This window comes from Klebsiella sp. GL120222-02 (assembly GCF_003097195.1).
In the GTDB taxonomy this organism is placed as follows: Bacteria; Pseudomonadota; Gammaproteobacteria; order Enterobacterales; family Enterobacteriaceae; genus Klebsiella; species Klebsiella variicola.
The window spans coordinates 262,267-287,773 of the sequence record NZ_QEQO01000001.1; the positions used below are offsets into that span (position 1 = coordinate 262,267).

Below are 25,507 nucleotides of genomic sequence, written 5' to 3' on the forward strand. Positions count from 1 at the left end.
CCCTGGCCGGATGGGTGACAATGTCTTTATTTTTCAAAGCATGCTAAATATCTCCCACTGAATAACCTCATCACCAAAATCGGGCGGCGTAATTAAAATGCTTCATTTGATGTTCGTCGACATAGGAGCTGGTTCCATCATTTTTTGAATCCTTGCCGGAGACCGTATTCCCCGAGATATATTGTGGCACCCCATTAACTATACCTGTGTAAATGCCGGCATGATCTCCTGGCTTTTGACCATTAGCCTGGACGGGATAATCAACTCTTAAAACAATATCGCCAACGGCAATGTCAGAAATGGCTATTATTTTCCCGAGTGCTAATGACTTCTGAAAAAATGTGTCTACGCTGGCGGTTTTAGGCAGGCCGGGAATGCCAGCCTGCCAGCTACACCAGTAGACAAAAGCCATACACCATGGCGAGCCGGGTGCGCTGCCCGCCGATTTGAGATAGGTATCTACCATCGGGCCAGAATTGCTGTTAAGCGGCTGCTCTTTGACATTAAGCTGACTTCTTGCTGTTTCTATCAAGTCGTTACCATTAGGCATGGTCTTATCCTCATCATATTGGTTGGTGTAATCGTGAATATAGAGATAGCTGCTACGAGTTTTTCTTCATCCAGTCGTACATAAAAAGGACATGGTCTGCATAGATTTGTGCCCGTTCGCCCTTGCCGTTATAGAGGCGGATCGTCTCGCGTAAATCCCCACCGGCGGACTGGCGTTTGAGTTTTAATTCACTCATCACCCGCGCCAGACAACTTGGGAAATCTCGCCATTGCTTGTTCAGGAAAAAGCTGGGGTCTGTCAAAATGTGCTGCAAGTCGTACTGGAATATTCCGTAACCTTTATAGACCCAATCCTTAGGTCCCATCTTTCTGAGCGCTCTGGTACGGTTTGCCTCATCGATAAACTCAGCGGTGACTTGATCGCCATACTTCTTACGAAAAATGGCGGTATTTGCAGGAAACGCGTTACGGCTGGTGCCTGGGGCGTCACCGCTGGCATCAAAAACACAGCGGGCAACAATTTCGTCGGCACTCATCTGATTTATCCAGTTGAGCCATATCGGGGCGGTTTCCTTGGCGGCGATAGCACAAATCAGCAAAGCATCGAAAGGGGTGCCAGATACGGCCTTCTCTATCTCGGAACCAAAGTGTTGCATTAACCAGTCACGGCACTGAAGGGCCTGGTCACGACGGAGAGGCGGTTTTGAAGCCGTTGAGCGTATCAACGAAGAGACGTCCGGGGGGGACCACTGAGCCGGTGCTATCCCGGTTTTCGGCTCAGGAAACGCCGCTATTGCCTTGCCGAATAACGCATCGTGGGTCAACCTGCCCACTACGCCATCGACAATTAAATCGTGTACGCTACGCTGGAAGGCTTCAACTGAAAGCCGAGTGGCATTGCCAAAAATACCGTCCGAAGTTCCACAAGGGGGTTGCACTCCGAGCGTGGTCAGCGCCTTTTGTACGGCACGTACATCTTCACCCCGCATCAGCGGAAAACAATAAAACAGGTCACGTGGTTCGCTCATGGTATCAACCTTATACACAGGTGGAGGGAAGACCTGGGCCACCGATGGCAGCGGCATTGACGGTCTGCTGGAGACGTATTGCTATCTCGCCCGTGGCTGGCGGTTGCCCCTTCAGACCGCCCAGGGCGCGTATTCGGGCATCACGGGCGGCCTGACAGCGCTCGGCCTGAGGCAGGTCGGTACGCTGAGCCAGACTGAGGAATGCATTACTGGTGGTAAGCGCGCGGGATGGATTCGGCGGTAACTGGTCCAGTTTTGCCACGGCTTCACGTGTCATTGCCACCGCCTCAGCGGGTTGCTTAAAGGGGGCTGAGCAGGTCAAAGCAAGGACCTGGTTTTCTATCAGATGTGTCTCATCTTCGCTGCCTCTGGCGGCGGCAGAAGATGCAAGCGCATAATCGTTTACCGCATTGTCCATATTGGCCCGGGCCGATGGGGTCGGCATTGGACAGCGAGCCCCCGCCTGAGACTCATTCATCGCGAGTTTGAGGTAGGCATGGCCCCGAATTGCGTAGAACTGCCGACAGACTTCGCTACTCTGAGAGGGATCGTTGCAGGACGTCGCTGGTGTTTCCGCAATGATTGCGTCGTACTGCTCGTTGTTTTGCAACTGTTTCATGTGGGCCAGTTGCATGGTGGCACAGGCAGTCAGCAGGCATAGCAAGCTGGCCAGGTTGATGTAACGTTGCATCAGCTTCATAACTTGAGATCCGCAATGGCCTGGACAAAGTCGACGTTCGCCCGGCGTGCAGCATCGACAAGCATGATCAGCAGGTCGAATGCAGCCCTGCTGTCTGCGGGATTGGCGACCATGCTTGAAACACCAGAGACCAGATTGATAAGTTGATTGATGTCCGTAGCACTCAAATTGTTCAACGCTGCGCTGGCGGCGCACAAGGCTTGAGACGCCGGGGATGTCAGGCTTGCGCGCACTTTGCTGGCGATCTCTTCCGTAATGTCACCCTTGCCATAGAGTGCGAGGAGAGATTGCTGCAGTGCGGTAACGATAGATGTGGCTTGCTCGCCGTCATGGACGATGTCAGCAGCGACGTTTCCGTTGGGCCCATAGGCCTCATTGAGCACAGACACAGGATCGTCGGCTGCCAGCACATTCGCCAGGACGCTATCCACCTCTGCCGGTGGCCGTGCGGCAAAAAAGGGGATGGCTGCTGGGGCGTTCTCCAGGGCGGCACGGGTCAGGGGGAGGGTGAGTGTCCCGCTTTCAACCAGCCCTTGGGCCAGCGGGGCTGCCAGTACGCGAGCGCGCCAGCGCTTGAACTGATCGGAACCCAGTTTAGCGCCGACACCCAGCAGCATCACGATCCCCGCGATGGGGCCTAATGCCGGCATGGCCGGTGCCACTAAGGGTGCCGCTTTGTTTAAAAGGACACTCAATGGTGAAGTGGCGCCGGTCAGGATATTGACGACTTGATTGAGTTCGTCTAGTTGATCGGGCGTGACGTCTTTCTTACTGAGATTACGCAAGGCATTAATAATGCTCTCTGCGCGGGTAATAGTATTGTTCAGGTCTCCGGGTAGAACATCTCCCAGTCCAGTAGGCAATGAGTTAGTCTGTGGGAGCATTGCCAGTAATGCCTTCGCTAAGGCTAACTGCCGTTGCGCCTTATCGAGCAGGGGATCGACATCTGCCGTACTTTGTATTTTTTCGGCAAGCTGCATTTTCTGGTCGGCATCATTTTGCGCTCTCTCCGCTTGCCTGGTTTGCTCTTGCGCCGCTTGCTGTGCACTGGCGACGCTATTATTATTTGTCGTAGCCGTTGAAGCTGCCGCCCGGGTGCCAAAGTAATAGCCAAAAACGCCGGTAATAATGCCATTGAGATACCCGGCAATCTCCGGGGTGGTGCCCAGTTGAGAACTGAATAGCAACAGAGGCAGGCCCACAACGGCCACGATCAGCGCTAAAACAGCCCGAACTGTGCCTTCAGGCAGCCCCATGGGCAGGTCTTTGAGTTGCGCCACCTTATCGATATTTTCCCCGGCGCAACCCAGCAGCCTAAAATACCGAGAAGATAGCCACCAGAGAAAAGACACCATACCTGTGCCGACTAAGAAAACGATGAGGGCAATAAAGGCCTTGAACCCGCTGCCAGTCTCTTTCGAGGGCCAGGAAATGGGGTGTAAACCGAGATAAGTAAAAAGCTTGGCAACGATAAATATCGATATACCCATCATCACAATTTGCAGTGGGAGTTTACAAATCCTTGCCCAGTTTATTTCTGATTGATTAGCCATAGTCACCTCATCGATGTGGGGCCGATATTGGCAGGACGTCATAATGAGGCATCCTGAATTAACGCAAATAATTATTATGTTTTTCAATGCTATAGGTTTTAGTGATCATTCACCTCCGTTATCGCAAGCCAGATTAATTGATGGGCGGGATGCCAATGCTTGTTGTCGCGAGATCAATATGAGTAAAAAATAACGGTGGTGGCTACATTTTTCCTGTATTCTCTAATCGCCAAATATAAACACTATCTATGGCTATAAAAGTTCATTATGTGCAAAAGACATAATGCCTTTGAATACGTCATGACTGAGCTGTAATTTATAAGTTTTTCATGTTTATTTGTTTTTTATTAATCATGATGAAAAAAATTCTCCACCAATAAAAATAGTGGTGGAGGTAATGCAAATAAAAAATGACTGCGCTGTGTGTGATTTTCTTCATCATATTCACCAGTGATTTTTAGTGAGTCCGATAAAAAATAATGGTCAGAACAAGCATATCTATCCGCGGAATTAACCCGTGATAATAAATTTATCGTCGCTTTTTTGATGAGTATAACGGAGGAAACAGAGACGCCACTCATTCATATGAATGAGTGGCGTAAAAAAACTCGCCGCGCGGGCAGGAGGAAGAGAAGCGGGCCAGCGACCGGTTAGCGCGCCCCGGAATGGGACGCTCAGGTCGTGGGGCTTTCGCGGGTGGCTCGCGCCAGCGGGTTGCTGTCCAGTTCCAGCTGGTCGCGCAGCGCCCAGCCGCGCAGCTTGCCGGGGTTAAGCAATCCCGCCGGGTCGAGAGACTGTTTCACCGCCACGACGTCGGGGCGAATCACGCCCTGTTTGCCGTCCTCAACCTGCAGCACGTGGGGGTTGTTAATCTTGACGTCGTTGTCGCGAAATATCTGCATGATGGTGTTGAGCCGCGCGGGCGTGGTATAGCGCACTAGCTGCAGACCGCTGGCGGTGAGGTTGCCTTCGATATCGCGCAGGAATTCAATATGGGAAATCACCTCCCCGGCGAAGTGCTGCTCCATCTGTAAAATTTGCTGCGGATAGCGCAGCGGATCAAACGCCGTCTGGAGATAAGTCAGCGTATTGTCCACCTTGAGCGCATGCAGGGTGGTGTGGTTCCAGCAGTATTCCATTAACGAGGCGTTTTGCGTCCGGGCCTCGTCGCTGGCCTGACGGATGGCGTTGCTCCCGCGATGGCGCTGTAACAGGCTGGCGCAGAGTCCTTCGCTCTCCTCGGCGATCAGGCTGATAACCGCATGCTGCCCGGTGCGGTAACGATCGTTGAGGTGGCTAAAGTAGTCGGCGATCGGCGTGGCCAGCAGCGCGACCTGACGTTTTACCAGCCCCGGCGAACGGACGCAGGCGTTGGCATAGTTCAGCGCATCGGCGAAATCGTCAAACACGTCCAGGCGTTCAATCCACTGGTGCACGGGCGCCAGCGCCAGCTCAACCTCCAGGATAATGCCGTTGGTGCCGTAGGCGTGATGCAGCAGCAGCGCTTCGGGAGCCGGGATGGTCAGTACGCGGGGGACCGGCTCGACGGTCATCACTTTGACGCTGAGCACATTGCCGGGCGCCGCCAGCGGCCCATAGTTGATGGAGCCGATGCCGCCGAACCCGCCGCCGTAGAGGCCGCCCAGGCTCGCCAGGCGGTAGGTCGACGGCATGCAGCGCAGCTCCCATCCCGTTGGGCGGGCGGCGGTTTCGATGTCTGCCAGACGAATGCCGGCCTGGGCGCGCACCGTGCCGTTGCCGAGGGCGACGATCTGGTTGAGTCCGGTCATATCCACCAGCAGCCCGCCTTCGAGGGGGACCAGTTGGCCATAGTTGCCGGTGGCGCTGCCGCGCAGCGTCAGCGGCAGCTGGTGCTGCGCGCAGGCGGCGACCAGCTGGCGCAGCTCCTCTTCGTCGCGTGGGCGAACCACCGCGTCCGCCTGTTTCCCCGCCAGTTGCTCAGTGAGTACCGGACTGAACCAGTGAAAATCGCGGGAAAGCCGTTTGATCTTCGCCGGCTGTAAGGTCCACTCCAGCGTCGGGAGTGCCTGCTGGATCGCCGCGACCGCGTGTTGACGCTGCTCATCAGTCATCATTTTTCTTCCTGTTCGTCAGCAAAACATTAATGAGATTGCACGGCTTCGCTTTCATGCCATGCGCTGAGCGCCCGGCGCGAAACCCAGGACATCACGCCAAACAGCGCGATCCCGGCGAGAGAGATCAGCAGCAGCGCGGCAAACATCAGCGGAATATCCAGCTGGTAGCCAGCCTGCAGGATCTGATAGGCCAGACCGGTATTGGTCCCGCCGGTCCCGGCGACAAACTCCGCCACCACCGCGCCAATCAGCGACAGCCCACTGGAAATACGCAGCGCGCCGAAGAAATAGGGCAGCGCCGAGGGGATACGCAGCCGCACCAGCGTTTGCCAGCGGCTGGCGTGATTGAGGCGAAAATAGCTCAGCAGGCCGGGGGAGACGCTGCGCAGGCCCTGAGTGGTATTGGAGATGATGGGAAACACCGCCATCAGGGTGGCGCATACCACCAGCGAGAGCGTGGCATCCTTCACCCAGATGATGATCAGTGGGGCGATGGCGACAATCGGCGTCACCTGCAAAAACACGATGTAGGGAAACAGGGCGGTTTCCACAAAGCGGTTCTGCACCAGGATAAACGCCACCGCGGCGCCAATGACAATCGACAGCAGAAACGAGATCAGGGTGATCTTGAGGGTGAACAGCAGCGCCAGCAGCAGCGGCGTGAGATGCGTCCACAGGCTTTCCAGCATCACCAGCGGCGACGGCACCAGAAAGGCCGGGATGCGAAAATAGCTCACCGCGCCCTGCCACAGGAGCACCACCGCCACCGCGACGAGGGTCGGATAGAGAATTTTGAGAAAACGCGGATGCTGGACCCACGGCGTTGAGGTTGTGTTTTTCATATTATGACTCCATACCGGACTGGCTGGCCTGCAACAGACTGTCCTGCAGCTGACGGGCATACAGGGAAAAGGCCGGACTGACGCGGAACGCCTCGCTGCGCGGGAACGGCTCCCGGATGGCGATATCTTCGACCACCCGTCCGGGACGGGCCGCCATCATGATCACCCGCTGTGAGAGAAACACCGCTTCGTGGATCGAGTGGGTGACGAACACCACCGTCAGGTTCTGCTCCTGCCAGAGACGCAACAGGTCGCTGTCGAGTTTGTTACGCGTAATTTCATCGAGCGCGCCGAAGGGCTCATCCATCAGCAGCAGCTTTGGCCGGGTGACCAGGCCGCGGGCGATGGAGACGCGCATTTGCATGCCGCCGGAGAGTTCGCGCGGCAGGACGTCGGCGAATTTGCCCAGCCCCACCAGTTCAAGGACTTCACTCACCCGGGTATTACCTTCCGCGCGCGGCACGCCGGCCAGATCCAGCGGCAGCCTGACGTTATTGCGCACGCTGCTCCACGGCATCAGGGTGGCTTCCTGGAAGACGAACGAGAGCGGATGCTGGGCTTTCTCCCGGCTATCGCGCCGCCACAGCATCAGCTTGCCGTCGCTGGGCTCCACCAGGCCGGCGACCATCTTCAGCAGCGTACTCTTCCCGCAGCCGGACGGGCCGAGCAGGGTAATAAACTCCCCCTGATTGATGGTCAGGTTAACGGGCAGCAGCGCCCGGGTACCATTGCTGTAGATCTTCTCCGCCGACAGCACCTCGATGGCCGGGGTGGCAGAGGCGGGCGTAAAGCGGGTGTCGCTCATCACGGTCAGTTTCGGGGCGGTATTCATGGCATCACTCCGGCGTCTTTGACCATCTCCAGGGTGTAAGTCTGCTCAAACGGCACCTTGCTGGCGTCGATCAGTTTGTTTTTCACCAGCATGTCCCAGGTTTTCTTCAGCCGCGGCTCGGTGATGATGCCGATGCCGCCGGTCTTGGCATCGCCGCCGGTCACCAGCTGGTACTGCTTCATCTGGGCAATACCAAAGGCGATCTGCTCGGCGCTCATTTGCGGATTTGCTTTAGCGATCAGACTGTTGCCGGGGGTGGGATCCTGCAGGTAGCTTTTCCAGCCCTCCATGGAGGCTTTGACGAAGGACGCCACCGCCGCCGGACGTTTGCGGATGGTGTCGGCCATACAGATAATCGAGTTGCCGTAGGGCGGATATCCCCAGTCGCTGAGCGGATAGACATAGAACGGCTGCCCGCCTTTGGCGACGGAGAACGGCTCGGAGGTCACGTAGCCCTGCTGCACCAGGTTTTTATCGGCGAGGAACGGCTGAACGTTAAAGGTATAGGGGCGCACTTTGCTGCCAGCCAGACCCAGCTCGCTCTTCGCCCACGGCCAGAAAGAGGTATAGGCCTCGGTAGCGAGCAGGAAGGTTTTGTCTTTAAGCTCCGCCGGGTTCTCCACTTTGTTATGAGTGATAAACACCGTCGGCGAGTGCTGGAACACGGTAGCGACGGTCACCGCATGCACCCCGGCCTGCCAGGTCTCCAGCGCCTGACCGTTGTCGCCAAGGGTACAATCGGCCTGACCGGCCGCCATCAACTGCATGACGTTGATCTGCGGGCCGCCCATTTTAATCTCGACATCGAGACCGGCGTGCTGATACAGCCCGGTGGCCTGGGCCTGGTAAAACCCGCCGTGCTCGGCCTGGGCATACCAGTTGGTGAGAAACGTAAACTTCTCCGCCGCGAAGCAGGAGGCTGAGGTCGCGAGGGCGGCCACGGTCAGCAGGGTAAAAACGGGCGTCGGTCTGGTATTCATCAGGGCTCCTTGGATTCAGCAGCGAAAGAGGGGGGTAGGGACTGCACAAAGCCGTGCCAGTGCTGTTTGCCCCAGGTCGGTTCGTGACGTTCGACCCAGGCCATGCGGTGGATCTCGATGATCGCTTGCGCCCAGCTGGCGGCGAGGGAGTCGAGAAGCCCTTCGCCTTGCTCCCGCGTCGCCGGGGTCGGGTCGCCAATCACCCCGCTGGGGCCAAAGTCATAGGACGCCCACGCCGCCGCCGGGCGGCCTTTCGACAGGGTCGGGCAGGGGAATTCCGGCGGGAAGTTGGCGACCGCCCGCTCCATATGAACGCACTCCGGGGCCAGCGCCAGCATCAGCGCCGTTTCGCTATGTCCGGCGTGCATCGCCATCCGCTGTTCATGCGGGCTGAGAAACTGTTTTTCGCAGTTGGGTACGTTGAACACATCGTGCGGGATGGCGATGAAATCCCCGTGGCGCAGGCGCATTTCCCGGCAGGCGATTTGCAGGATCTGCGGCTGGCCGCCGTGGCCGTTGATCATCAGCAGCTTGCGAAAACCGGCCCGATAGAGGGATTCGGCGATCTCCAGCAGGGTATGCAGCAGCGTATCGCCGCTGAGGGTCAGGGTGCCGGGAAAATGCAGATGCTCCTCGGACTTACCGTAGACGATCGGCGGGATGGCGTAGGCCGGGATCGCCGCCGGCAGCCGGGCGAGGGCATGGCCCGCCACGCCGGAAGATATCACGCTGTCCACCGAGCAGGGCAGATGCGGGCCGTGCTGTTCGATCGCCCCGGTGGGGAGGACGATAACCGTATTGCTTTTATCCGGCAGGGCGGCCACGTCCGTCCAGCTCAGGAAAGGGAGAAAGCGCGCTGCAGGAATGTAACCGTTAATCATCGCGGTGCCTCGGAGTGAATTGGCTGGGGTAACCAGACGGTCGCTTCAACTTCAATCAATACCGTGGCGTCGGGCAGCATTTCGCTGACCTGGACCACGGTGGAAACGGGCGGCTGGTCGGGATAAAACAGCTTTCTGACCCGGCTGTAATAGGGAAAATGGTCAAGGTTGCGAAAGTACTGCACCAGCTTGATAACGTCGCTCATCTGCCCTCCTGCGGACGCCACGGTGTGGCGGATGCTTTCCAGGACGTACCAGCTCTGGGCGAGGATCGGGCCCTGTTTCGCATCGGTTGAAAATTCACCGGTCGCCCCCAGCAGCTCTCGCACCGACTCAGGCACATCCTGAAAGCCGTTGACGATGGTGCCGGTCAGGGGATTGACCGGAATAATGCCGGAGAGAAAGATAAAATCGCCGGCTCTGCGCCAGGCGGCATACCGCGCCAGCGGCGCCCCCGCGCCTGCTTCAAGGCTCATGTGCCATCTCCTCTTGCCACACGCGCCGGTGGGTTAACCTGCCGTGGTTAACCACCAGACGGGCGGCGCTGTTTAAAGGCCAGGTAAAACGGTCGCTACCCGGGAAAATCACCACGCTGGCCGCCGCGCCGATGGCAAAGGGCGCCGCGTCTGCCGGCGAACCGGTTAGCGCCGCGCGATCGCAGATCAGCCGCGACTGCCGGTCGAACAGGTCGCTGAGCTGGGCGCTGAACAGGCCGCAGGCCAGGGTGTCCAGCGGGTCATAGCTCCCCGCCGGGCAGAAGGCATCCTGTACGTTGTCGCAGCCGAGCAGGGTGGCCACGCCGGCGGCCTGCGCCTCGTGCAGCAGCGTGATCCCCCGCTGGCGCGGCGTGCGACCGAACGTCGCATCCTGCAGCAGCAGGTTGGTCATCGGCAGAGCGATAAGCGTGACGCCGTGCGCCGCCAGCTGGCGCAGGATCGGCGCCGCCTGTTGGTCGCTGCCAGCGGCCAGCGCGCAGCCGTGGCTGCAGCAGATATGCCCGGGAAAAGGGTGGCGGGAGAGATGGTCCGCCAGCCAGGTCAGCCCCTGAGACACTTCGCTGAGCTCCTCATCAATATGCAAATCCAGATCCAGCTCCCAGCGGGCCGCGCTATCCAGCAGGTTTGCCATGGCGGCGGCGTCCCAGTTGGAGGAGTGGATGAAGCCGCCCAGCAGGCAGCCCTCCCCGCTGGTGGCGACCGTTCGGGCAATGGCCCCGGCGTCCGCCGGATCGCGAAACAGGGTCAGCGGGACCAGCGCCACCCGCTCCAGGGTGATGCCGACGGTATCGAGGCGGGCGATCTCCTGCCAGGCGTCCGGTGCGTCGGCGGTAAACCAGTCGATATGGCTACGCAAATAGGTCACACCATTTGCTGCCGCCCGGGCCAGCGCGGCGGACGCCCGACGTTGAATATCCGCCCTGGTCCAGTGCTGGCGATCCTCGTGCATGGCGTGGATCGCCGCCAGCAGCCCGGCCTGCGCCGGACGGCAGCGTTCAATGGTAAAGGTTTTGTCCAGATGGGCATGGGGTTCCACCAGGCCGGGGAGCGTCAGGGCCCCCGCCAGGTCCCACAGGCCGGGAGTCGGCTGGTCGGTCGGGGTCAATGCGGCAATCCGGCCGTCGCGAAAGGCCAGGTCCGCCAGCAGCGGTTCACCGTTGGCCTGCGTTGGCCAGCCGTCGGGCAGCGCCCAGGCCGGGAGTCGGGCGCGGCTGATCCCGGCGAGCGGTGCGGAAGAGGAGGGGAACGTCATCGTCAGTCTCCTCACAGATCCAAAACCAGAACCGGGGATTTCGCCCGCGAACAGCAGAGCGTGATCTGGTCGTTGCCCGCTTTCTCTTCCGCCGTCAGCACGCTGTCCCGGTGTTCGGGGATCCCGTCGAGGACCCCGGTAATACAGGAGCCGCACATTCCCTGTTCGCAGGAGAGCATCACCTCCACGCCGGCGTGCTGTAATACCTGAGCAATGGTTTGATCCGCGGCGACCTGCAGGCGCTGCCCGCTGGAGGCCAGTTCAATATAAAACGCATTTTTCGCCGCAGTATTATTTTCCGCCGCGGGAGTAAAACGCTCGAAGACGAATTGCGACGGCGACCAGCGATATTCCTCCATGACCGACAGCAGTCGCTGAATAAAACCCTCCGGGCCGCAGGCGACCACTGCGGTATCAGGATCGGGCGTGGTTAAGCAGGCGGGGATCCGCTGGCGAAACGACGCGCCTTCCTCGCTACAGTGGATCGCCACCGTGCCGCCCGCAGCCAGCTGGGTCAGTCGTGGGGAGAAGGCTGTCTGGCGCGAGCTGGCGACATAATAATGCAGCTCCAGCGCCCCCTTTCTGGCGGCAATCGCTTCAGCCATCGCCAGCAAAGGCGTGATACCGATACCGCCGGCAAACAGCAGGTAGCGCCCGGCCTCCGGCAGGGGAAAATGGTTACGCGGAGGCGAAATGGCGAGCCGATCGCCGGGTTTGAGCTGCTGATGCAAATAGCGTGAGCCGCCGGTGGAGGTGTCAGTCAGTCTGACGCAAATTTCATAAGTATTACTGCGGTCAGGCGTGCCGCACAGGGAATACTGCCGGGGGCCAACGCCGGGAATAATAATATCGATATGCGCCCCGGCAGAGTAGGCCGGTAATATTTCCCCGGCCGCCGCCTGCAATATTAATGATAGATTTCCCTCTCCATTGGGGCGTATTTCCCCGACCGAGACCGAAATAAGATCGTGGCTGTGCATTACCGTTTACTCTCCCTCATTCCGCTGTCTGCAGGGCGGCCAGGGTCGGCGAAGAGATAACTCCTCTTCGCGGTAAACTGTCCGGCGTGCAAGAAAATGGGTGAAACGATCGTTTCTCCGCTATGAATGCTACGGTATTGTGATAAAACTGTTGCGTCCAGAGCTTTGATTCGCACAACCCGTTGCAAAAAAGAGAGCACCCAAACCATGTTTGCCTTCTCCCGATTTCTGCTCTATTTCACCGAAGTGGCCCGTCAGGGATCGTTTCGTAAAGCGTCAGAGGCGCTGCATGTGTCGGCGTCTTCCATCGACCGCCAGATTTTGCGCGTGGAACAGGAGCTGGCGATGCCGCTCTTCGAGCGCCATCCCACCGGGCTGCGGCTGACCGCCGCCGGGGAGCTGCTCCTGCACGCGGCCAATAACTGGAAAAAGGACTTTACCCGGGTCTGCGAACAGCTGGATGACCTGCGCGGGTTGCGGCGGGGGCATGTGCGTATCGCTACCATCGATGCCATTAACCGGCATTTTTTTTCGACGATGCTCAAAGAGGTGCATAAACATTATCCCAACATCTCTTTTACATTGACCACCATCAACAATATCCACATTCAGCAGGCGCTGATCTCTGGCGAGGCGGATTTCGGTATCATGCTCAATCCCCAGACCTCCCGCGAACTGCAGGTGCGGGCGTTTGCCGAGATGAATATGGGTATCGTGGTGCCGACCGGCCATCCGCTGGCCAGCCGCAGCGCGGTGCGCTTTAGTCAGTGCATCGACTACCCGTTTATCCTGCCGTCCGCCCCGTTGATGATCAGCGAGCCGGTGGAGGCGCTGGTGAACATCAGCGGCAACGAGGTGAAGGAGGTGGCGGTGTCGAATAACATTCACATGATCCGCACCCTGATCAAAGAGCAGATGGGCATCGGCATCCTGTGCCGGCTGGATATTCTCGATGAGATCGAGTCAGGCCAGCTGGCGTTTGTACCGCTAACCGATCCGCAGCTTAAGCCTTTCACGCTGGCGCTGTGCGTCTCGCCCGCCCGCCAGCTTTCCCTCGCCGCCTCGATGATGTTGAACCAGCTGGAGATGCTCTTCAGTCAGCTGTGAGCGACCGGGCAGGCACTAAAATCATTCATTAGTGCACCATAATGGTGCGTTTTTTGTGTGCATGAATCAAAGGTTGCATGCCCGTGGGCGGCGGCGCAGGCGATTTATCGCGGCTGCTCGCGGGACAATCAAATCTGGCATTGTTTTTGTATAGCTGAGTGTGAGTAGAAGCGGTCAGTACGGGTTATCCATACGGGACATTGCTCAGTCACCATGTCGCGGTTCAATGTTGACCGGGATGGGAGGCTGAGCCGTGGTTTGCTCGCCCCTCTCCCGGCATGAAGAGGAGAGGGATAATGAAAAGTCGTGCACGCCTTCCCCGGGGCTTTCGCTGGCTGGGCCTGATGGCTCTCGGCGGTGTCTCGCTGGCCGTTCAGGCCGAGGAGAAAATCGTTCTGCTGACCTCCTGGTACGCTCAGGCTGAGCAGGGGGGTTATTATCAGGCCCAGGCCACTGGGCTGTACAAAAAATATGGTCTCGACGTCGAGATCCACTCCGGCGGACCCCAGGTCAACGGCATGCAGTTGCTGTTGTCGAAGCGGGCCGATGTGATCATCGGCTACGATCTGCAACTGCTGGAAGGCATTCAGCGCGGCTTCCAGGCAAAGGCCATTGCCGCGCCCTTTCAGTACGATCCCCAGGGGCTGCTGACCCATGCCGATGTCACCTCCCTGCAGGGGCTGAAAGACAAAACGCTTCTGGTCTCCAGCTCCGGTCAGGCGACGTGGTGGCCGTGGCTGAAGGCGCAATATCAGCTGAGCGACGCTCAGGTTCGCCCCTATACCTTCAATATTCAACCCTTTGTCGTCGATGACGCTGTCGCCCAGCAGGCCTATGTCAGCTCCGAGGTGTTCCAGGTGCAGAAGGCCGGGGTGAAGGCGAACTTCTTCCTCTTTTCCGAGCACGGCTATCCCCCGTACGGCGGCATCCTTATCGCCCGCCCGGACACCATCGCCGAGCGGAAAGCGGCGATGGCGAAGTTCGTCCGCGCCTCAATGGAGGGTTGGGTGAGCTATCTCAAGGATCCGGCGCCGGGAAATGCGCTGATTAAGCAGGACAATCCGAAAATGACCGACGATCTGCTCGCCTGGGGCGTGACCCAGATCCGTGAGCATCACCTGATCGACGGCGGGGATGCCGCCAGCCAGGGCTGGGGGACGATGACCGACGCGCGCTGGCAGAAGACCCGCGACTTTATGGTCAGCGCCGGTCTGCTGGCGGCGGCCACCGACTGGAAACAGGCCTACACCACCGAATTTGTTCAGGCCATGCAGGTTAAACCCTGAGGAGCGACGCCATGTCATTAATGATTAAAAATGCCCATGCCATCCTCAGCGGTCTGCCCGGAGAGGCGGCGCGGCTGGCCGGGCCGGATATTCGCATCCGCGACGGCAAGATTGCCGCCATCGGCAGCCTGACGCCGCTGCCGGAAGAGCGACAGATCGATGCCCGCGACTGTGTGATCTATCCGGCATGGGTGAACACGCACCACCATCTTTTTCAGTCGCTGCTGAAGGGCGAGCCGCAGGGGCTGAACCAGAGCCTGACGGCCTGGCTGAGCGCCACGCCGTACCGCTTTCGCGCGGCTTTCGATGAACATACCTTTCGTCTGGCGGTGCGCATCGGCCTGGTGGAGCTTCTGCGCTCGGGCTGCGCCAGCGTGGCGGATCACAACTACCTGTACTGGCCGGAAATGCCTTTCGATACCTCGGAGATTGTCTTCAGCGAAGGGGAAGCGCTGGGGATGCGCATCGTCCTGTGCCGGGGTGGGGCGACCCAGGGTCGGGCGGTGGAGCAGGATCTGCCGGTGGCGCTGCGTCCGGAAACCTTCGACGGCTATATGGCGGATATCGAACGGCTGGTCAGCCGCTATCACGACCCCCGGCCCGATTCTCTGCGCCGGGTGGTGATGGCGCCCACTACCGTCTTGCACTCCGCGCCGGGCGCCCAGCTGCGGGAGATGGCGAAGCTGGCCCGCCAGCTGGGGATCCGGTTGCACAGCCATTTATCGGAAACCGTCGATTATCTCGACGCCGCGCGGCAGAAATTCGCCATGACGCCGGTTCAGTTCTGCGCGGAACACGACTGGCTGGGAAATGACGTGTGGTTTGCCCATCTGGTGAAGCTGCTGCCGGAGGAGATTGCCCTGCTGGGCCGCACCGGAACCGGCATCGCCCACTGCCCGCAAAGCAACGGCCGGCTGGGCAGCGGCATCGCCGATCTGCTGGCGCTGGAGCAGGCCGGGGTCCCGGTCTCGCTGGGGGTGGACGGCGCTGCCTCCAATGAAGCGGCGGATATGCAAAGCGAAGCCCATGCCGCATGGCTGCTGCAACGCGCGCGCAAGGGGATGCTGGCGCAGCCGCGCTACGCCGGGGGCACCTTCGAGGGGGGAGCCGATGCGGCCACGGTGGAGGATGTGGTGCGCTGGGGCAGCGCCGGCGGCGCGCAGATCCTTGGCTTAGCGCAGACCGGCACCCTGCAGGTCGGCATGCAGGCGGACCTCGCCATTTACCGGCTGGACGATCCGCGCTACTTCGGCCTGCATGATATGGCCATTGGGCCGGTGGCCTGCGGTGGGCGCGCCGCGCTGAAGGCGCTGCTGCTCAATGGCCGCCCCATCGTGGAAGACGACGCCATTCCCGGTCTCGACCTTGACGCGATGCGCCACGACGCGCTGGCGGCCGTCCGTACCCTCCAGCAGCGCGCCGCTGTTTAACTGATAACAGGATAATGACGATGAACGCAACCACTCAGAATCAACGCTACGCCTTACAGGAACTGGAAAAAGAGGCGCTGATGGGCGCCCAGGGCGAAGAGACCTTCGCCCGCGAAGTGCGCTGTATCGACCTGTCGAACTTTGCCGAAAGAAAAAATGACATTGCCGAACAACTGTGGGAGGCGGCGGTGGAGATTGGCTTCTTCCAGGTCAGCCATCACGGTATTCCGCTGGCGGATATCCGCCAGGCGTTCAGCATGACCGAGGCGTTTTTCGACCTGCCCGACGAGGTGAAGCGCCAGTATCCGCTGGCCGGCAACGCCGGCTGGGAAAGCAAGGCGCAGGTCCGGCCATCGACCCGCACGCCGGATCAAAAAGAGTCGTATCAGATCACCCGGCCGCTGATGGCCGGGCGCTGGCCCAGCGATCGGGAGTTGCCAGCATTCAAGCAGACGATGCTCGGGTTTGAATCGCAGTGCTGGCAGCTGGGGATGAAGATCCTCTCCTGCTTTGCTTTGAAGCTTGGTTTTCCGGAATCGTTTTTCACCACCGCGCACGATCCGCAGCGAGACACCTACCAGAGCACCTTGCGCATGCTGCATTACTATGCAACTGAGCAGTCGCAGCAGGGGATGTGGCGGGCCGGCGCGCACACCGATTTTGACTGTCTGACGCTGCTGTTCCAGCGCCCCGGTCAGGGCGGCCTGCAGGTTTGTCCCGGTAAAGACCGCGAAAGCCAGCAGTGGACCAGCATTGAACCGCGGGAGGAGGTGATCACCTGCAATATCGGCGATATGCTGATGCGCTGGAGTGACGACCAGTTGCCGTCTAACTTCCACCGGGTGAGAAACCCGCTGCCGCATGAATATCAGGGGCCGCGCTACAGCCTGGCGTTTTTCTGCCAGGCCAATAAAGATGTCGAGATCCTCGGGCCGCAGAGGAAGTACCCGCCCATCAGCGCCGAGGATTATCTGCAGCAGCGGATCCAGGCCAATTTCGCCAAAGGGTAAGATGCGCTCTTGAATGGTATACCTGCCGCCGGCTTTCGCTGGCCGGGCGGCAGGATATCCGGCGCTGAGCTTTTCAGCTACCGTGTTAAGTTGCCTGGTGTCACTGAAATATCTGAAGAACATCCCCCTAAGCGTCAGCAGCAAGCTACCTTGGTTAAGGCCCTGAAAATCACGTCCTTTACGTCGTAAACGCCGTAAAGCCAGCTCACCGGGGTTAAAGGGATTACCTTAACTTCTTTATTGCTGTTAGTGGGTTAAGGCTAACCAGGGCAGGGGGACCGAATTTATAGCTCGGTAACCGGCTACACCGGGCTTTCGGCGCCATGTGACTCCACAGACACATGTAACCTCATCTGGCACCTCCATGCCGCTGACGCGGCATTCAGAAGCTTCCCGATGCTGTAGGTGTTAACGTCTGCTCTGTGCCAAAAGCTGACGCTGCAGTACATTCCGCTTTCGGCTCGAATCGGACTGAGGTAACGTAGCGGAAATATTTTTCCGGACTCCACCACGATGCCTTCTATCGAAACGTTTATAACTTTCCTCCTCGCGCTAACGCTTCTGGAGATCTCTCCGGGGCCAGACATGATGTTGACTATTGCCAGAGGCGTCGGTCAGGGAAGACGTATCGCACTGCTTACGGTACTGGGCAATGTATTTGTAGCGGGTTTTGTGCAAGTTTCATTTCTGGTCCTGGGGCTGGTAACCGTTGTTCATGCCTGCCCAGTCGCGCTAGATCTGTTACGGTGGGCTGGTGCGGCTTATCTGATGTGGCTGGGCATAAAAATGATTGCGACTTCAGGCATAGATACGCGGCTGCGAAAAACTGCCAAAATTTCTGACTGGAGTGCCGTTAAGGAAGGCGCCCTGAACAGCCTGACCAACCCAAAATCCCTGCTGTTCATGTTCGCTTTTCTTCCTCAGTTTGTCGATCCTGCCGCGGGTCCTGTCTGGCTGCAATTGCTTGTTCTGGGTAGTATCCAGAAGGTGGCAGGAATTATTTCCCTGGGGTCAGTCGCGATGGCATCAGGGACATTTGGAAACTGGCTAAGTAAACACCCAGGCTTTATCAAATGGCAGGAACGATTTACAGGCGTTGTCATGATAGGCCTCGGTATCCGCATGTTGTTTAGCGGGTCTGGTGTCGTATCGAAACCTTCCAGTTAAGTTTTACCGAAAGGGTAAAGCCACTGTCCGCTCTTCGCTCAAAGCAGACTTTCATCCTGGTCAGATTGTCAGCGACGTGCCAAGAGCGGACCTTCATTTATCAGGAAAGATTAACTCTGATGATTCTCGCGTGTTGAATAGCGAAGTTCATCAACTAGCAGCCTAAATGCCGGTGTGGGTTGTCGGTGGCCTGGATAGTAAAGATGATATCCAGAGTAAGGTTCACACCAATCCTCAAGCACGCGAACAAGATCCCCTGATGCTATATAGGGTTCAAGCTGTCCTTCTGGTAGATAGGCTAGCCCTCGACCTTCAAGCGCCGCTTTCAGTATCATGCTCCCCGTATTGAAAACCAGTTGACCATCAACTCGCACATTCAGCTCTCGCCCGTCCTTTTCAAACTCCCACGCATAGAGTCCTCCATGCCCGGAAAGGCGCAGGTTTATACAACAGTGTTCTGTCAATTCCTGCGGAGTAATGGGCACATGCCTGTTACTGAAATAATCTGGAGATCCCGCCACTGTCATCCGCATATCTGGCGCAATACGAACGGCAATCATGTCTTTGGCAATAGTTTCTCCGGGACGTACACCGGCATCAAAACGATCTCTTACGATGTCAGTCAGCCCATAATCTGTAAGAATTTCGACTTTAATATCGGGGTATTTTTTTACGAGACGCGACACTGCTGGCCAGAGTATTGACTCTGCTGCATATTCTGTTGCGGTAAGGCGTATTGTACCGGCTGGCTTATCACGTAATTCACTCAGCACCATTAACTGCCGCTGAATATCCTCTATCTGAGGTCCGACTGAAGCGAGTAAACGTTCCCCAGCTTCAGTTGGGACAACTCTTCTGGTCGTTCGGTTAAGCAACCGGATCCCGAGTTGTGCTTCCAGAACACGAACAGTCTGACTGAGCGCTGACTGTGAAACACCCAGACGTTTTGCCGCTCGTGTGAAATTCTGTTCCTTAGCCACCACCATAAATGCAGCAAGGGCATTCAGATTATCATCAGCCATTTAGAGGCTCTCCTTATAATTTCAATCTCATTTTACCATCTAATCACTTAATACGTCCTCAGATATACTTTCCTCGTTCACTAAATAACCATTCCTCCCGACAAAAGGTGTTTCCATTTGCAGGGAATTTATGTAATCCGCTACGCCATTTAGCCGAAAGTAATCAGCGAGGTAAAAGATGAAAGCAATTATTGCTGCAGCCGCTATGTCTGTACTGGGTGCCACCCAGGTTTTTGCCGAAAGTATTGAAATCCGTCGTAACGGGCAGACCCCTTCTGTCGTCGGCAAGGCCGATAACTTCTCGGGGCATGCGGTTGTCAGCCCGTTATTGCCGCCAAACGAGTCCACGCGTGCCAATCTGGGTCAGGTGGATTTCGCCCCGGGTGCGCGCACGGCCTGGCATACCCATCCCGCCGGGCAGCTGCTGATCGTTACGGCAGGCAAAGGCTGGATTCAGGAAGAAGGTAAGGCTCGTCAGGATATAGCCCCCGGGGATGTCGTCTGGATCCCTGCGACCGTTCGCCACTGGCATGGCGCCACGGCGACGTCCCCCATGAGCCATCTGGCCATGACGTATATGGTGGACGGTAAGAACGTGGACTGGCAGGAGCCCGTCTCCGACGAACAGTATCAGTAATCCGGAGGTCAGATGAAAACTTCGACGGCAGTTGCGCTGGCGCTTTCTCTCGGATCCGCTGGCGCCATTGCAGAAACGGGGGCACAGCGGGGCCCGCTGTCAGACACCGACATAGAGGCAGTATCTCCCGCACTCGGACGCTATGCGAGCACCAGGCTGGCAGGAGACCTCTGGAAAAGAAACGACTTGTCGCCACGCGATCGCAGCCTCGTTACCGTTGCAGCGGTTATTGCCCGGAATCAGACCGTACTTTTACCGGAGCAGCTGGAACTAGCGCTGAAAAACGGTGTTAAGCCGGATGAGCTTTCCGAAACCATCACGCAGCTGGCGTTCTATGCCGGCTGGGGCAATGCCATTGCGGCCGCAGCGGTAACGAAAGAGATATTCCTGCAAAAAGGAATTAACGTTGAACAGCTTCCTCGCGCGGAGGAGGCGCTGCTGCCAATCGATGAAAAAGCTGAAGTAGCTCGCGCTGCACGCGTGGAACAGAGCATCGGTAGCGCGGCGCCGGGGCTTGTCAGCGACACCACCGACGTGCTTTTCCGGGAATTGTGGCTGCGTCCCGGGCTTGCACCACGGGACAGAAGTCTGGTGACCCTGTCTGCCCTGATTGCAAACGGGCAGGTACAGCAAATCCCGCCGCACCTTAACCGGGCAATGGATAACGGCCTGACCCGGCAGCAGGCTTCGGGCGCACTGAGTCATCTTGCGTATTATACCGGGTGGCCCAATGCTTTCTCAGCTGCGCCGGTTTTTAAAACGGTGTTTGAGCAGCGTGAATCAAAATAATCACCCTTTACAGGAGGATTGTATGTCTCAGGGTATTGAAAACAAAATTATCGTCATCACCGGTGCCAGCAGCGGCCTGGGAGCAGAAACAGCCCGACACCTGACGAGGCTGGGTGCAAAGGTGGTCCTGGGTGCTCGTCGTATGGAGAAGCTGGAGCAACTTGCCGGCGAACTGGGCCTGGATGCCCGAGCCATACTGCGCACCGACGTGACAGACCGCGCACAGGTCCAGACCCTTGTTGACCGGGCGGTAGAGTTGCACGGCCGTATTGACGTCATTATTAATAACGCCGGCTTAATGCCGAGTTCCATGCTCGACAAGCTGAAAGTGGACGAATGGAACCGGATGATCGACGTGAATATTAAGGGCGTACTTTACGGTATTGCCGCCGCATTGCCGTATATGAAAGCGCAGAAGTCCGGACAGTTTATCAATGTATCGTCCGTAGCCGGACACAAGGTGGGACCCGGCGGTGCTGTATATGCAGGGACGAAATGGGCCGTCCGGGCTATTTCAGAAGGCCTGCGTCAGGAAGTGAAGCCCTGGAATATCCGCACAACTATTGTTTCTCCCGGCGCGGTAGATACCGAACTGACTAAAACCATCACCGACGAAGATATTGCGAAAGGTATGTCGAAAACCTACGAGAATGCGATCCCGGCAGAGGCTTTTGCGCGGGTCGTTGCATTTGCTATCAGCCAGCCTGACGACGTGGATGTGAACGAAATACTTTTCCGGCCGACCGTGCAGGTTTATTAAACCATCAACAGGCGGTTAGCTGACGTCTGCCTTATTTCCGGATGGTTTATATCATCCGGAAATAAAAAGAGCTGTATCAATTAACGCTTCTTTGTAGACAGGAAACTCAAATCAGAATTTTCTGTGGGTCACATCGTGCCCTATAAATGAAATACGTAAACGACATTCTGTTTATTAAAAGGTAAGGGGCTGATTTGTATGCCTGTAAAACATTCTCACACAATCTCCGGTGCCGGTGTCGTCTTAGCGCTGATGCCGGTAATGGCTGCGGTACTGGTCGGCTTTATTATTATCGGTGTGGCACTTCCTGTCCTGCCGCTGCATGTCAAAAATGACCTGGGCTTCGGGACGTTTATCGTGGGCCTGGTCGCCGGGGCTCAGTTTGCTGCACCGCTTATTTCCCGGGTGTGGTCCGGGAGCTATTCGGACAGGCGCGGTGCCAAAAAGGGCGTAGTAGTCGGCCTTATCGCAGCTGTCGTATCAGGGCTACTGTACCAGGTGTCGCTCTGGCTGGTCAGTATTCCTGTCGTGTCGGTGAGCGTGCTGCTTGCTGGACGCGCGATCCTGGGCGGTGCGGAAAGCTTCGTCATTACCGGTGCTGTGGCATGGGGTCTGGCTCTGGTGGATAAAGAGCACGCAGGTAAGGTTATCGCCTGGGTGGGCACCGCGATGTTTGCCGCTATGGCTCTCGGCGGACCGGTGGGGACGCTGTTATTTGATGCTTTCGGCTTTGAGGCGATCGCACTGCTGACGTTCCTGCTTCCGCTACTGGTACTGGCGTATCTCGCCCGTATGCCCGCCGTGCCGCCTCATCCCCATGCCGCACAAGCATCCTTTGGCTCCGTCATGCACGCGGTCTGGTTACCCGGCCTGGGCGCAGCACTGGCGAGCACGGGCTACTGCGCCATCCTGGCCTTCAGCTCACTGTATTACAGCACCATGAACTGGCAGCCCGTCTGGATGGCATTCACCGCCTTTGGCGTCGCGCTGATTGTTGCCCGTACCGTTGCTGGCCATCTGCCAGATCGCTTTGGTGGCGCTCGTATTGCGCTGATATTTGTGCTTGTCCAGGCCGCCGGTCTGTTCCTTATTTGGCTTGCCGGTACGTCCCTGATTGCAACGGTCGGAGCCGCGTTGGCCGGTTTTGGCTACTCGCTGGTTTATCCGGGCCTCGGTATTGAAGCCATCAATGGTTCAACGCCCCAGAACCGCGGCATGGTGATGGGGATCTACACAGCATTTCTTGACGTGGCGATGGCGATCGGCAGTCCTGCGCTCGGCTGGGTAGGAGGACATCTTGGGCTGAACGCGATATTTCTGGCCGGCGCGCTGGCAGTGCTGTCAACCGCTGTGGTGGCATTCCTGCTGTTAAAACACGCGGGCCAGAGTAAACAAAATCCGGCCTGAATAGGTCCTGCAGTCCGGAGGTTTATTGTTCTCCGGATTGTTCACTCCGTTTGTCTTAACACCGTTATTTAATTCAGGAGGTAATATGAAATTGCATTCAAAAGGAAAATTAAAAACCCTGGCCGCACTGACGATACTCAGCGTCGCTCTGGGTATGGGGGTAAACACTGCCGTCGCGGCGGATATGTCCCACGGTGCGGATAATTTCTATAAAAGCGATAAAGTGAAGACTGAAACCGTGAAATTCAAAAATATTTACGGTATGGAAGTTACCGGCACGTTATTTACTCCCCGCAATATGGAAGCCGGTAAAAAATATGACGCCCTTATTGTCGGCCATCCTTTTGCTGCAGTAAGACAGCAGGCTGCTGACCTCTACGCAACCAAAATGGCGGAGGCCGGTTTTGTTGCGCTGTCCTTCGACCAGTCTTTCTGGGGTGAGAGTGCGGGTACGCCGCGTGGTGCCGTGCTGCCTGATGTTTATGCAGAAAACTTCAGCGCCGCCGTTGATTTCCTCGGAACGCGCGCATTTGTGGACCGTGAAAAAATTGGCGTGATAGGTATCTGCGGTAGCGGCGGCTTTGCCATCGCCGCGACAAAAATGGATCCCCGCATCAGGGCGCTCGCCACCGTCAGCATGTACGACATGGGCGAATATTTTCGTACCGGTCTGAACCATGAGCGGACCGTGGAAATGAGAAACAAGGACCTGGCGATTGCAGCAGAACAACGCTACAAAACTGCTGAAACCGGGCAACCCGTTTATGGTCCCGGGCAAAACGATCCGGTGTTCATCGAAGGTAAAGAGTCCAATGACTTTTATCAGACGGAGCGCGGTAAGGTGGCATCCAACGATCGCCGCTCAACACCGGCGACCTATGCGAAATTCATGAACTTCCATCCGTTTATCGATATCGAGTCCATTTCACCGCGACCAATACTCTTTGTCGTGGGTGATGCTGCACCATCCCGCACCTATACCGATACAGCTTACAAAATGGCCGCAGAGCCGAAGGAGCTTGTGGAGATTAAGGGCGCTAACCGTATCGACCTGTATGACCGCACTGAACTCATCCCGTGGGACAAGCTGGTCTCATTTTTTAACACCAATCTGAAATCAGATAAATAATGTTTCTGAACGGCACTATTGCAGTGCCGTTATTCCTGAAAATATAAAAATAACGGAGAGTTTTATGTTCAAACCAGTCATGCTTGCTCTGGCCTCCCTAACGGCGGTGTCATTTTCATCTTTGGGTGCCGAGGCCGGAGGTATCCGGGTCAAGATCACCGCAGGTGACCAGGTGATGACGGCAACGTTTTATGACAATGCCACCACCCGGGCGCTGGTCTCTCGCTTTCCGCTGACGCTGCCCATGGAAGATCTTTACGGACGCGAAATGTGCTACCGGTTCCCGGATGCCCTGCCTGCAAACGAAACGCAGACCAGCGGTTATGAAGTGGGCGATGTTGTTTACTGGGCTCCCCGCCACAGCTTCGTCATCATGTACGAACAGAACAATGAACGGATAGGTAACCTTCAGAAAGTGGGTCGTATCCACTCTGGAGTTGGGATTTTCAGGCATACGGGTAATATCGATGTGACATTTGAAATGGCACATTGAGCTGCCATTCAATTCCGATAATTTAACGCAGCGGCATGAGTTGTCTTCATTGAGGGAGACTTCAGCGTCTGCTCCTCGCTCACAGCAGACATTGAACTCCCAGCCAGGAGCGGACATTTTGAAAGCCATCAAGTCCTTAACTTGGTGCCCATCGGAATTGTTTACTTTACAATGCCAGCTACAAACAGCCTAACTAAAGCCAGGTGATCACGTGCATTCAAACATGATTGAATACCTTAATATTTTCGTACAGGTTGTTGAGCAGGGCAGCTTTACAAGAGCCGCTGACATTCTGCAGATTCATCGTCCCACCGTGAGCAAAGCGATACAGCAGATAGAGGACGACCTCGGCGTAAAACTCATCCATCGCACTACCCGTAAGTTGAGCGTTACGGCTGAAGGGGAGGCGTTTTATCATCGCGCCAGGCTTGTATTGTCTGAAGTTAATGACATGATGGCGAGTTTTTCACCTACCCTTCCACCTCGGGGGCGGCTCAGGCTTGATGTCCCGCTGGCGCTGGCTCACGCCATACTGATCCCTAATCTCAAACATTTCCAGTCATTGTATCCTGACATTGATGTCGTATTGGTTTCATCGGACAAAAGAACCGATTTAATCACTGAAGGTGTGGACTGTCTTGTCCGCCTGGGTGAGCTTCAGGATTCGAGTTTTATCTCCAGACGTCTTGGCGACATCAGGATGGTCACCTGTGCAGCCCCATCTTACCTGCTACAACATGGACGACCGGAAACACTTGCGGATCTGGATCAGCATCGGGCAATAAACTTTTTCAGCGACCACAGTCGTGATGTGATGGAATGGAAATTTACTAAGGATGGGAAGATCGTTTCGTTGCGTCCCGTGGGCAGCATGCTGGTTGATAATTCAGATATTCTGCTTTCCTGTGGCCTGGCGGGCCTCGGCATAATCCAGGCCACCTTTAACGCCCTTGCCCCACATATTGCTTCCGGAGCTCTTGAAGAGATTCTGACGCAATATCCTTCTGTGTCTAAGCCCGTGTCGGTGATGTATCCGGACAGGCGCTACCTATCTCCCAAAGTACGGGTCTTTATCGACTGGTTCAGTGAAGTTTTGACCATGCAGAACCGCTGAAACCA

25 protein-coding genes are annotated in these 25,507 nt (G+C 57.1%); 12 read left to right on the forward strand and 13 right to left on the reverse strand.

The genetic code is table 11. From position 1 onward, the window contains the following. Nucleotides 1-70 precede the first annotated feature (70 nt). From N438_RS01250 to N438_RS01305, 12 genes are all read right to left on the reverse strand, one after another. Nucleotides 71-550 carry a hypothetical protein gene (locus tag N438_RS01250; RefSeq protein ID WP_096834683.1) on the reverse strand — a complete coding sequence of 160 codons (480 nt, stop codon included), beginning with the start codon at nt 548-550 and terminating at the stop codon, nt 71-73. Between the two features lie 52 nt (nt 551-602). Then, nucleotides 603-1,538 (reverse strand): peptidoglycan-binding protein, encoded by a 936-nt coding sequence (locus tag N438_RS01255; protein ID WP_064171604.1) that lies wholly within the window; start codon nt 1,536-1,538, stop codon nt 603-605. Nucleotides 1,539-1,548: 10 nt separating this feature from the next. Beyond that, nucleotides 1,549-2,238, reverse strand: coding sequence for a hypothetical protein (locus tag N438_RS01260; protein ID WP_022064999.1), 690 nt, complete (start codon nt 2,236-2,238; stop codon nt 1,549-1,551). Then, a complete protein-coding gene (locus N438_RS01265; RefSeq protein WP_122533269.1) occupies nt 2,235-3,791 on the reverse strand; it encodes a hypothetical protein in 1,557 nt (518 codons plus the stop codon). The genes N438_RS01260 and N438_RS01265 overlap by 4 nt, the downstream gene beginning before the upstream one ends. A 674-nt stretch (nt 3,792-4,465) precedes the next feature. After that, the gene (locus N438_RS01270; protein ID WP_165454749.1) at nt 4,466-5,887 is read right to left on the reverse strand and encodes an FAD-binding oxidoreductase; all 1,422 of its coding nucleotides are present in this window, start codon (nt 5,885-5,887) and stop codon (nt 4,466-4,468) included. Between the two features lie 26 nt (nt 5,888-5,913). Then, entirely contained in the window at nt 5,914-6,729 is an 816-nt protein-coding gene (locus tag N438_RS01275; protein ID WP_004175779.1) for an ABC transporter permease, read from the reverse strand. 1 nt (nt 6,730) lies between these two features. Continuing rightward, entirely contained in the window at nt 6,731-7,561 is an 831-nt protein-coding gene (locus N438_RS01280; protein ID WP_004175785.1) for an ABC transporter ATP-binding protein, read from the reverse strand. Further along, a complete protein-coding gene (locus tag N438_RS01285) occupies nt 7,558-8,541 on the reverse strand; it encodes an ABC transporter substrate-binding protein (protein WP_116696028.1) in 984 nt (327 codons plus the stop codon). Before N438_RS01285 ends, N438_RS01280 begins: the two co-directional genes overlap by 4 nt. Continuing rightward, nucleotides 8,541-9,422, reverse strand: coding sequence for a creatininase family protein (locus N438_RS01290; RefSeq protein ID WP_016161231.1), 882 nt, complete (start codon nt 9,420-9,422; stop codon nt 8,541-8,543). The genes N438_RS01285 and N438_RS01290 overlap by 1 nt, the downstream gene beginning before the upstream one ends. Next, complete coding sequence (locus tag N438_RS01295) at nt 9,419-9,898, reverse strand: RidA family protein (RefSeq protein ID WP_022065088.1); 480 nt, start codon at nt 9,896-9,898, stop codon at nt 9,419-9,421. Before N438_RS01295 ends, N438_RS01290 begins: the two co-directional genes overlap by 4 nt. Next, entirely contained in the window at nt 9,888-11,171 is a 1,284-nt protein-coding gene (locus tag N438_RS01300) for an amidohydrolase family protein (RefSeq protein ID WP_022065087.1), read from the reverse strand. The genes N438_RS01295 and N438_RS01300 overlap by 11 nt, the downstream gene beginning before the upstream one ends. Before the next feature lie 11 nt (nt 11,172-11,182). After that, nucleotides 11,183-12,151, reverse strand: coding sequence for a PDR/VanB family oxidoreductase (locus N438_RS01305; protein WP_044613184.1), 969 nt, complete (start codon nt 12,149-12,151; stop codon nt 11,183-11,185). A 207-nt stretch (nt 12,152-12,358) separates the two neighbouring features. Between N438_RS01305 and N438_RS01315 the strand changes: the two genes are divergently transcribed. From N438_RS01315 to N438_RS01340, 5 genes are all read left to right on the forward strand, one after another. Beyond that, on the forward strand, nt 12,359-13,258 hold the full coding sequence (locus N438_RS01315) for a LysR family transcriptional regulator (protein WP_004202952.1): 900 nt from the start codon (nt 12,359-12,361) through the stop codon (nt 13,256-13,258). Between the two features lie 296 nt (nt 13,259-13,554). Further along, a complete protein-coding gene (locus tag N438_RS01320; protein WP_039103717.1) occupies nt 13,555-14,544 on the forward strand; it encodes an ABC transporter substrate-binding protein in 990 nt (329 codons plus the stop codon). 11 nt (nt 14,545-14,555) lie between these two features. Then, on the forward strand, nt 14,556-15,974 hold the full coding sequence (locus N438_RS01325) for an amidohydrolase family protein (protein WP_023322761.1): 1,419 nt from the start codon (nt 14,556-14,558) through the stop codon (nt 15,972-15,974). Between the two features lie 20 nt (nt 15,975-15,994). Continuing rightward, on the forward strand, nt 15,995-16,984 hold the full coding sequence (locus tag N438_RS01330) for a 2OG-Fe(II) oxygenase family protein (protein ID WP_023322760.1): 990 nt from the start codon (nt 15,995-15,997) through the stop codon (nt 16,982-16,984). A gap of 513 nt (nt 16,985-17,497) precedes the next feature. Continuing rightward, nucleotides 17,498-18,151 (forward strand): LysE family translocator, encoded by a 654-nt coding sequence (locus N438_RS01340; protein WP_116696029.1) that lies wholly within the window; start codon nt 17,498-17,500, stop codon nt 18,149-18,151. A 110-nt stretch (nt 18,152-18,261) separates the two neighbouring features. Here N438_RS01340 and N438_RS01345 read toward each other — a convergent pair whose 3' ends face one another. Then, nucleotides 18,262-19,173: a LysR family transcriptional regulator gene (locus tag N438_RS01345; protein WP_032733155.1), complete on the reverse strand. Its 912-nt coding sequence runs from the start codon at nt 19,171-19,173 to the stop codon at nt 18,262-18,264. Nucleotides 19,174-19,351: 178 nt separating this feature from the next. On the opposite strand from N438_RS01345, the gene N438_RS01350 reads away from it, so the two are divergent. From N438_RS01350 to N438_RS01380, 7 genes are all read left to right on the forward strand, one after another. Further along, nucleotides 19,352-19,810, forward strand: coding sequence for a cupin domain-containing protein (locus tag N438_RS01350; RefSeq protein WP_023340282.1), 459 nt, complete (start codon nt 19,352-19,354; stop codon nt 19,808-19,810). 12 nt (nt 19,811-19,822) lie between these two features. Next, nucleotides 19,823-20,599, forward strand: a complete 777-nt coding sequence (locus tag N438_RS01355; protein ID WP_116696030.1) for a carboxymuconolactone decarboxylase family protein — start codon at nt 19,823-19,825, stop codon at nt 20,597-20,599. Nucleotides 20,600-20,621: 22 nt separating this feature from the next. After that, a complete protein-coding gene (locus N438_RS01360) occupies nt 20,622-21,359 on the forward strand; it encodes an SDR family oxidoreductase (RefSeq protein ID WP_032733154.1) in 738 nt (245 codons plus the stop codon). Between the two features lie 198 nt (nt 21,360-21,557). Next, nucleotides 21,558-22,766, forward strand: a complete 1,209-nt coding sequence (locus N438_RS01365; protein ID WP_116696031.1) for an MFS transporter — start codon at nt 21,558-21,560, stop codon at nt 22,764-22,766. Nucleotides 22,767-22,851: 85 nt separating this feature from the next. After that, nucleotides 22,852-23,895 (forward strand): alpha/beta hydrolase, encoded by a 1,044-nt coding sequence (locus N438_RS01370; protein WP_023340278.1) that lies wholly within the window; start codon nt 22,852-22,854, stop codon nt 23,893-23,895. 64 nt (nt 23,896-23,959) lie between these two features. Further along, a complete protein-coding gene (locus N438_RS01375) occupies nt 23,960-24,388 on the forward strand; it encodes a cyclophilin-like fold protein (protein ID WP_049162571.1) in 429 nt (142 codons plus the stop codon). A 223-nt stretch (nt 24,389-24,611) separates the two neighbouring features. Continuing rightward, nucleotides 24,612-25,502 carry a LysR family transcriptional regulator gene (locus N438_RS01380; protein ID WP_012968014.1) on the forward strand — a complete coding sequence of 297 codons (891 nt, stop codon included), beginning with the start codon at nt 24,612-24,614 and terminating at the stop codon, nt 25,500-25,502. Nucleotides 25,503-25,507 lie beyond the last annotated feature (5 nt).

What these genes read in the sequence shown, in the direction of transcription:
- N438_RS01255 (WP_064171604.1), bottom strand. Translation starts at nt 1,538, where the DNA reads ATGAGCGAACCACGTGACCTGTTTTATTGTTTTCCGCTGATGCGGGGT.
- N438_RS01325 (WP_023322761.1), top strand. Translation starts at nt 14,556, where the DNA reads ATGTCATTAATGATTAAAAATGCCCATGCCATCCTCAGCGGTCTGCCC.
- N438_RS01380 (WP_012968014.1), top strand. Translation starts at nt 24,612, where the DNA reads ATGATTGAATACCTTAATATTTTCGTACAGGTTGTTGAGCAGGGCAGC.
- N438_RS01305 (WP_044613184.1), bottom strand. Translation starts at nt 12,151, where the DNA reads ATGCACAGCCACGATCTTATTTCGGTCTCGGTCGGGGAAATACGCCCC.
- N438_RS01370 (WP_023340278.1), top strand. Translation starts at nt 22,852, where the DNA reads ATGAAATTGCATTCAAAAGGAAAATTAAAAACCCTGGCCGCACTGACG.
- N438_RS01360 (WP_032733154.1), top strand. Translation starts at nt 20,622, where the DNA reads ATGTCTCAGGGTATTGAAAACAAAATTATCGTCATCACCGGTGCCAGC.
- N438_RS01280 (WP_004175785.1), bottom strand. Translation starts at nt 7,561, where the DNA reads ATGAATACCGCCCCGAAACTGACCGTGATGAGCGACACCCGCTTTACG.
- N438_RS01295 (WP_022065088.1), bottom strand. Translation starts at nt 9,898, where the DNA reads ATGAGCCTTGAAGCAGGCGCGGGGGCGCCGCTGGCGCGGTATGCCGCC.
- N438_RS01285 (WP_116696028.1), bottom strand. Translation starts at nt 8,541, where the DNA reads ATGAATACCAGACCGACGCCCGTTTTTACCCTGCTGACCGTGGCCGCC.
- N438_RS01355 (WP_116696030.1), top strand. Translation starts at nt 19,823, where the DNA reads ATGAAAACTTCGACGGCAGTTGCGCTGGCGCTTTCTCTCGGATCCGCT.
- N438_RS01365 (WP_116696031.1), top strand. Translation starts at nt 21,558, where the DNA reads ATGCCTGTAAAACATTCTCACACAATCTCCGGTGCCGGTGTCGTCTTA.
- N438_RS01350 (WP_023340282.1), top strand. Translation starts at nt 19,352, where the DNA reads ATGAAAGCAATTATTGCTGCAGCCGCTATGTCTGTACTGGGTGCCACC.
- N438_RS01320 (WP_039103717.1), top strand. Translation starts at nt 13,555, where the DNA reads ATGAAAAGTCGTGCACGCCTTCCCCGGGGCTTTCGCTGGCTGGGCCTG.
- N438_RS01300 (WP_022065087.1), bottom strand. Translation starts at nt 11,171, where the DNA reads ATGACGTTCCCCTCCTCTTCCGCACCGCTCGCCGGGATCAGCCGCGCC.
- N438_RS01260 (WP_022064999.1), bottom strand. Translation starts at nt 2,238, where the DNA reads ATGAAGCTGATGCAACGTTACATCAACCTGGCCAGCTTGCTATGCCTG.
- N438_RS01270 (WP_165454749.1), bottom strand. Translation starts at nt 5,887, where the DNA reads ATGATGACTGATGAGCAGCGTCAACACGCGGTCGCGGCGATCCAGCAG.
- N438_RS01315 (WP_004202952.1), top strand. Translation starts at nt 12,359, where the DNA reads ATGTTTGCCTTCTCCCGATTTCTGCTCTATTTCACCGAAGTGGCCCGT.
- N438_RS01345 (WP_032733155.1), bottom strand. Translation starts at nt 19,173, where the DNA reads ATGGCTGATGATAATCTGAATGCCCTTGCTGCATTTATGGTGGTGGCT.
- N438_RS01340 (WP_116696029.1), top strand. Translation starts at nt 17,498, where the DNA reads ATGCCTTCTATCGAAACGTTTATAACTTTCCTCCTCGCGCTAACGCTT.
- N438_RS01330 (WP_023322760.1), top strand. Translation starts at nt 15,995, where the DNA reads ATGAACGCAACCACTCAGAATCAACGCTACGCCTTACAGGAACTGGAA.
- N438_RS01250 (WP_096834683.1), bottom strand. Translation starts at nt 550, where the DNA reads ATGCCTAATGGTAACGACTTGATAGAAACAGCAAGAAGTCAGCTTAAT.
- N438_RS01290 (WP_016161231.1), bottom strand. Translation starts at nt 9,422, where the DNA reads ATGATTAACGGTTACATTCCTGCAGCGCGCTTTCTCCCTTTCCTGAGC.
- N438_RS01375 (WP_049162571.1), top strand. Translation starts at nt 23,960, where the DNA reads ATGTTCAAACCAGTCATGCTTGCTCTGGCCTCCCTAACGGCGGTGTCA.
- N438_RS01265 (WP_122533269.1), bottom strand. Translation starts at nt 3,791, where the DNA reads ATGGCTAATCAATCAGAAATAAACTGGGCAAGGATTTGTAAACTCCCA.
- N438_RS01275 (WP_004175779.1), bottom strand. Translation starts at nt 6,729, where the DNA reads ATGAAAAACACAACCTCAACGCCGTGGGTCCAGCATCCGCGTTTTCTC.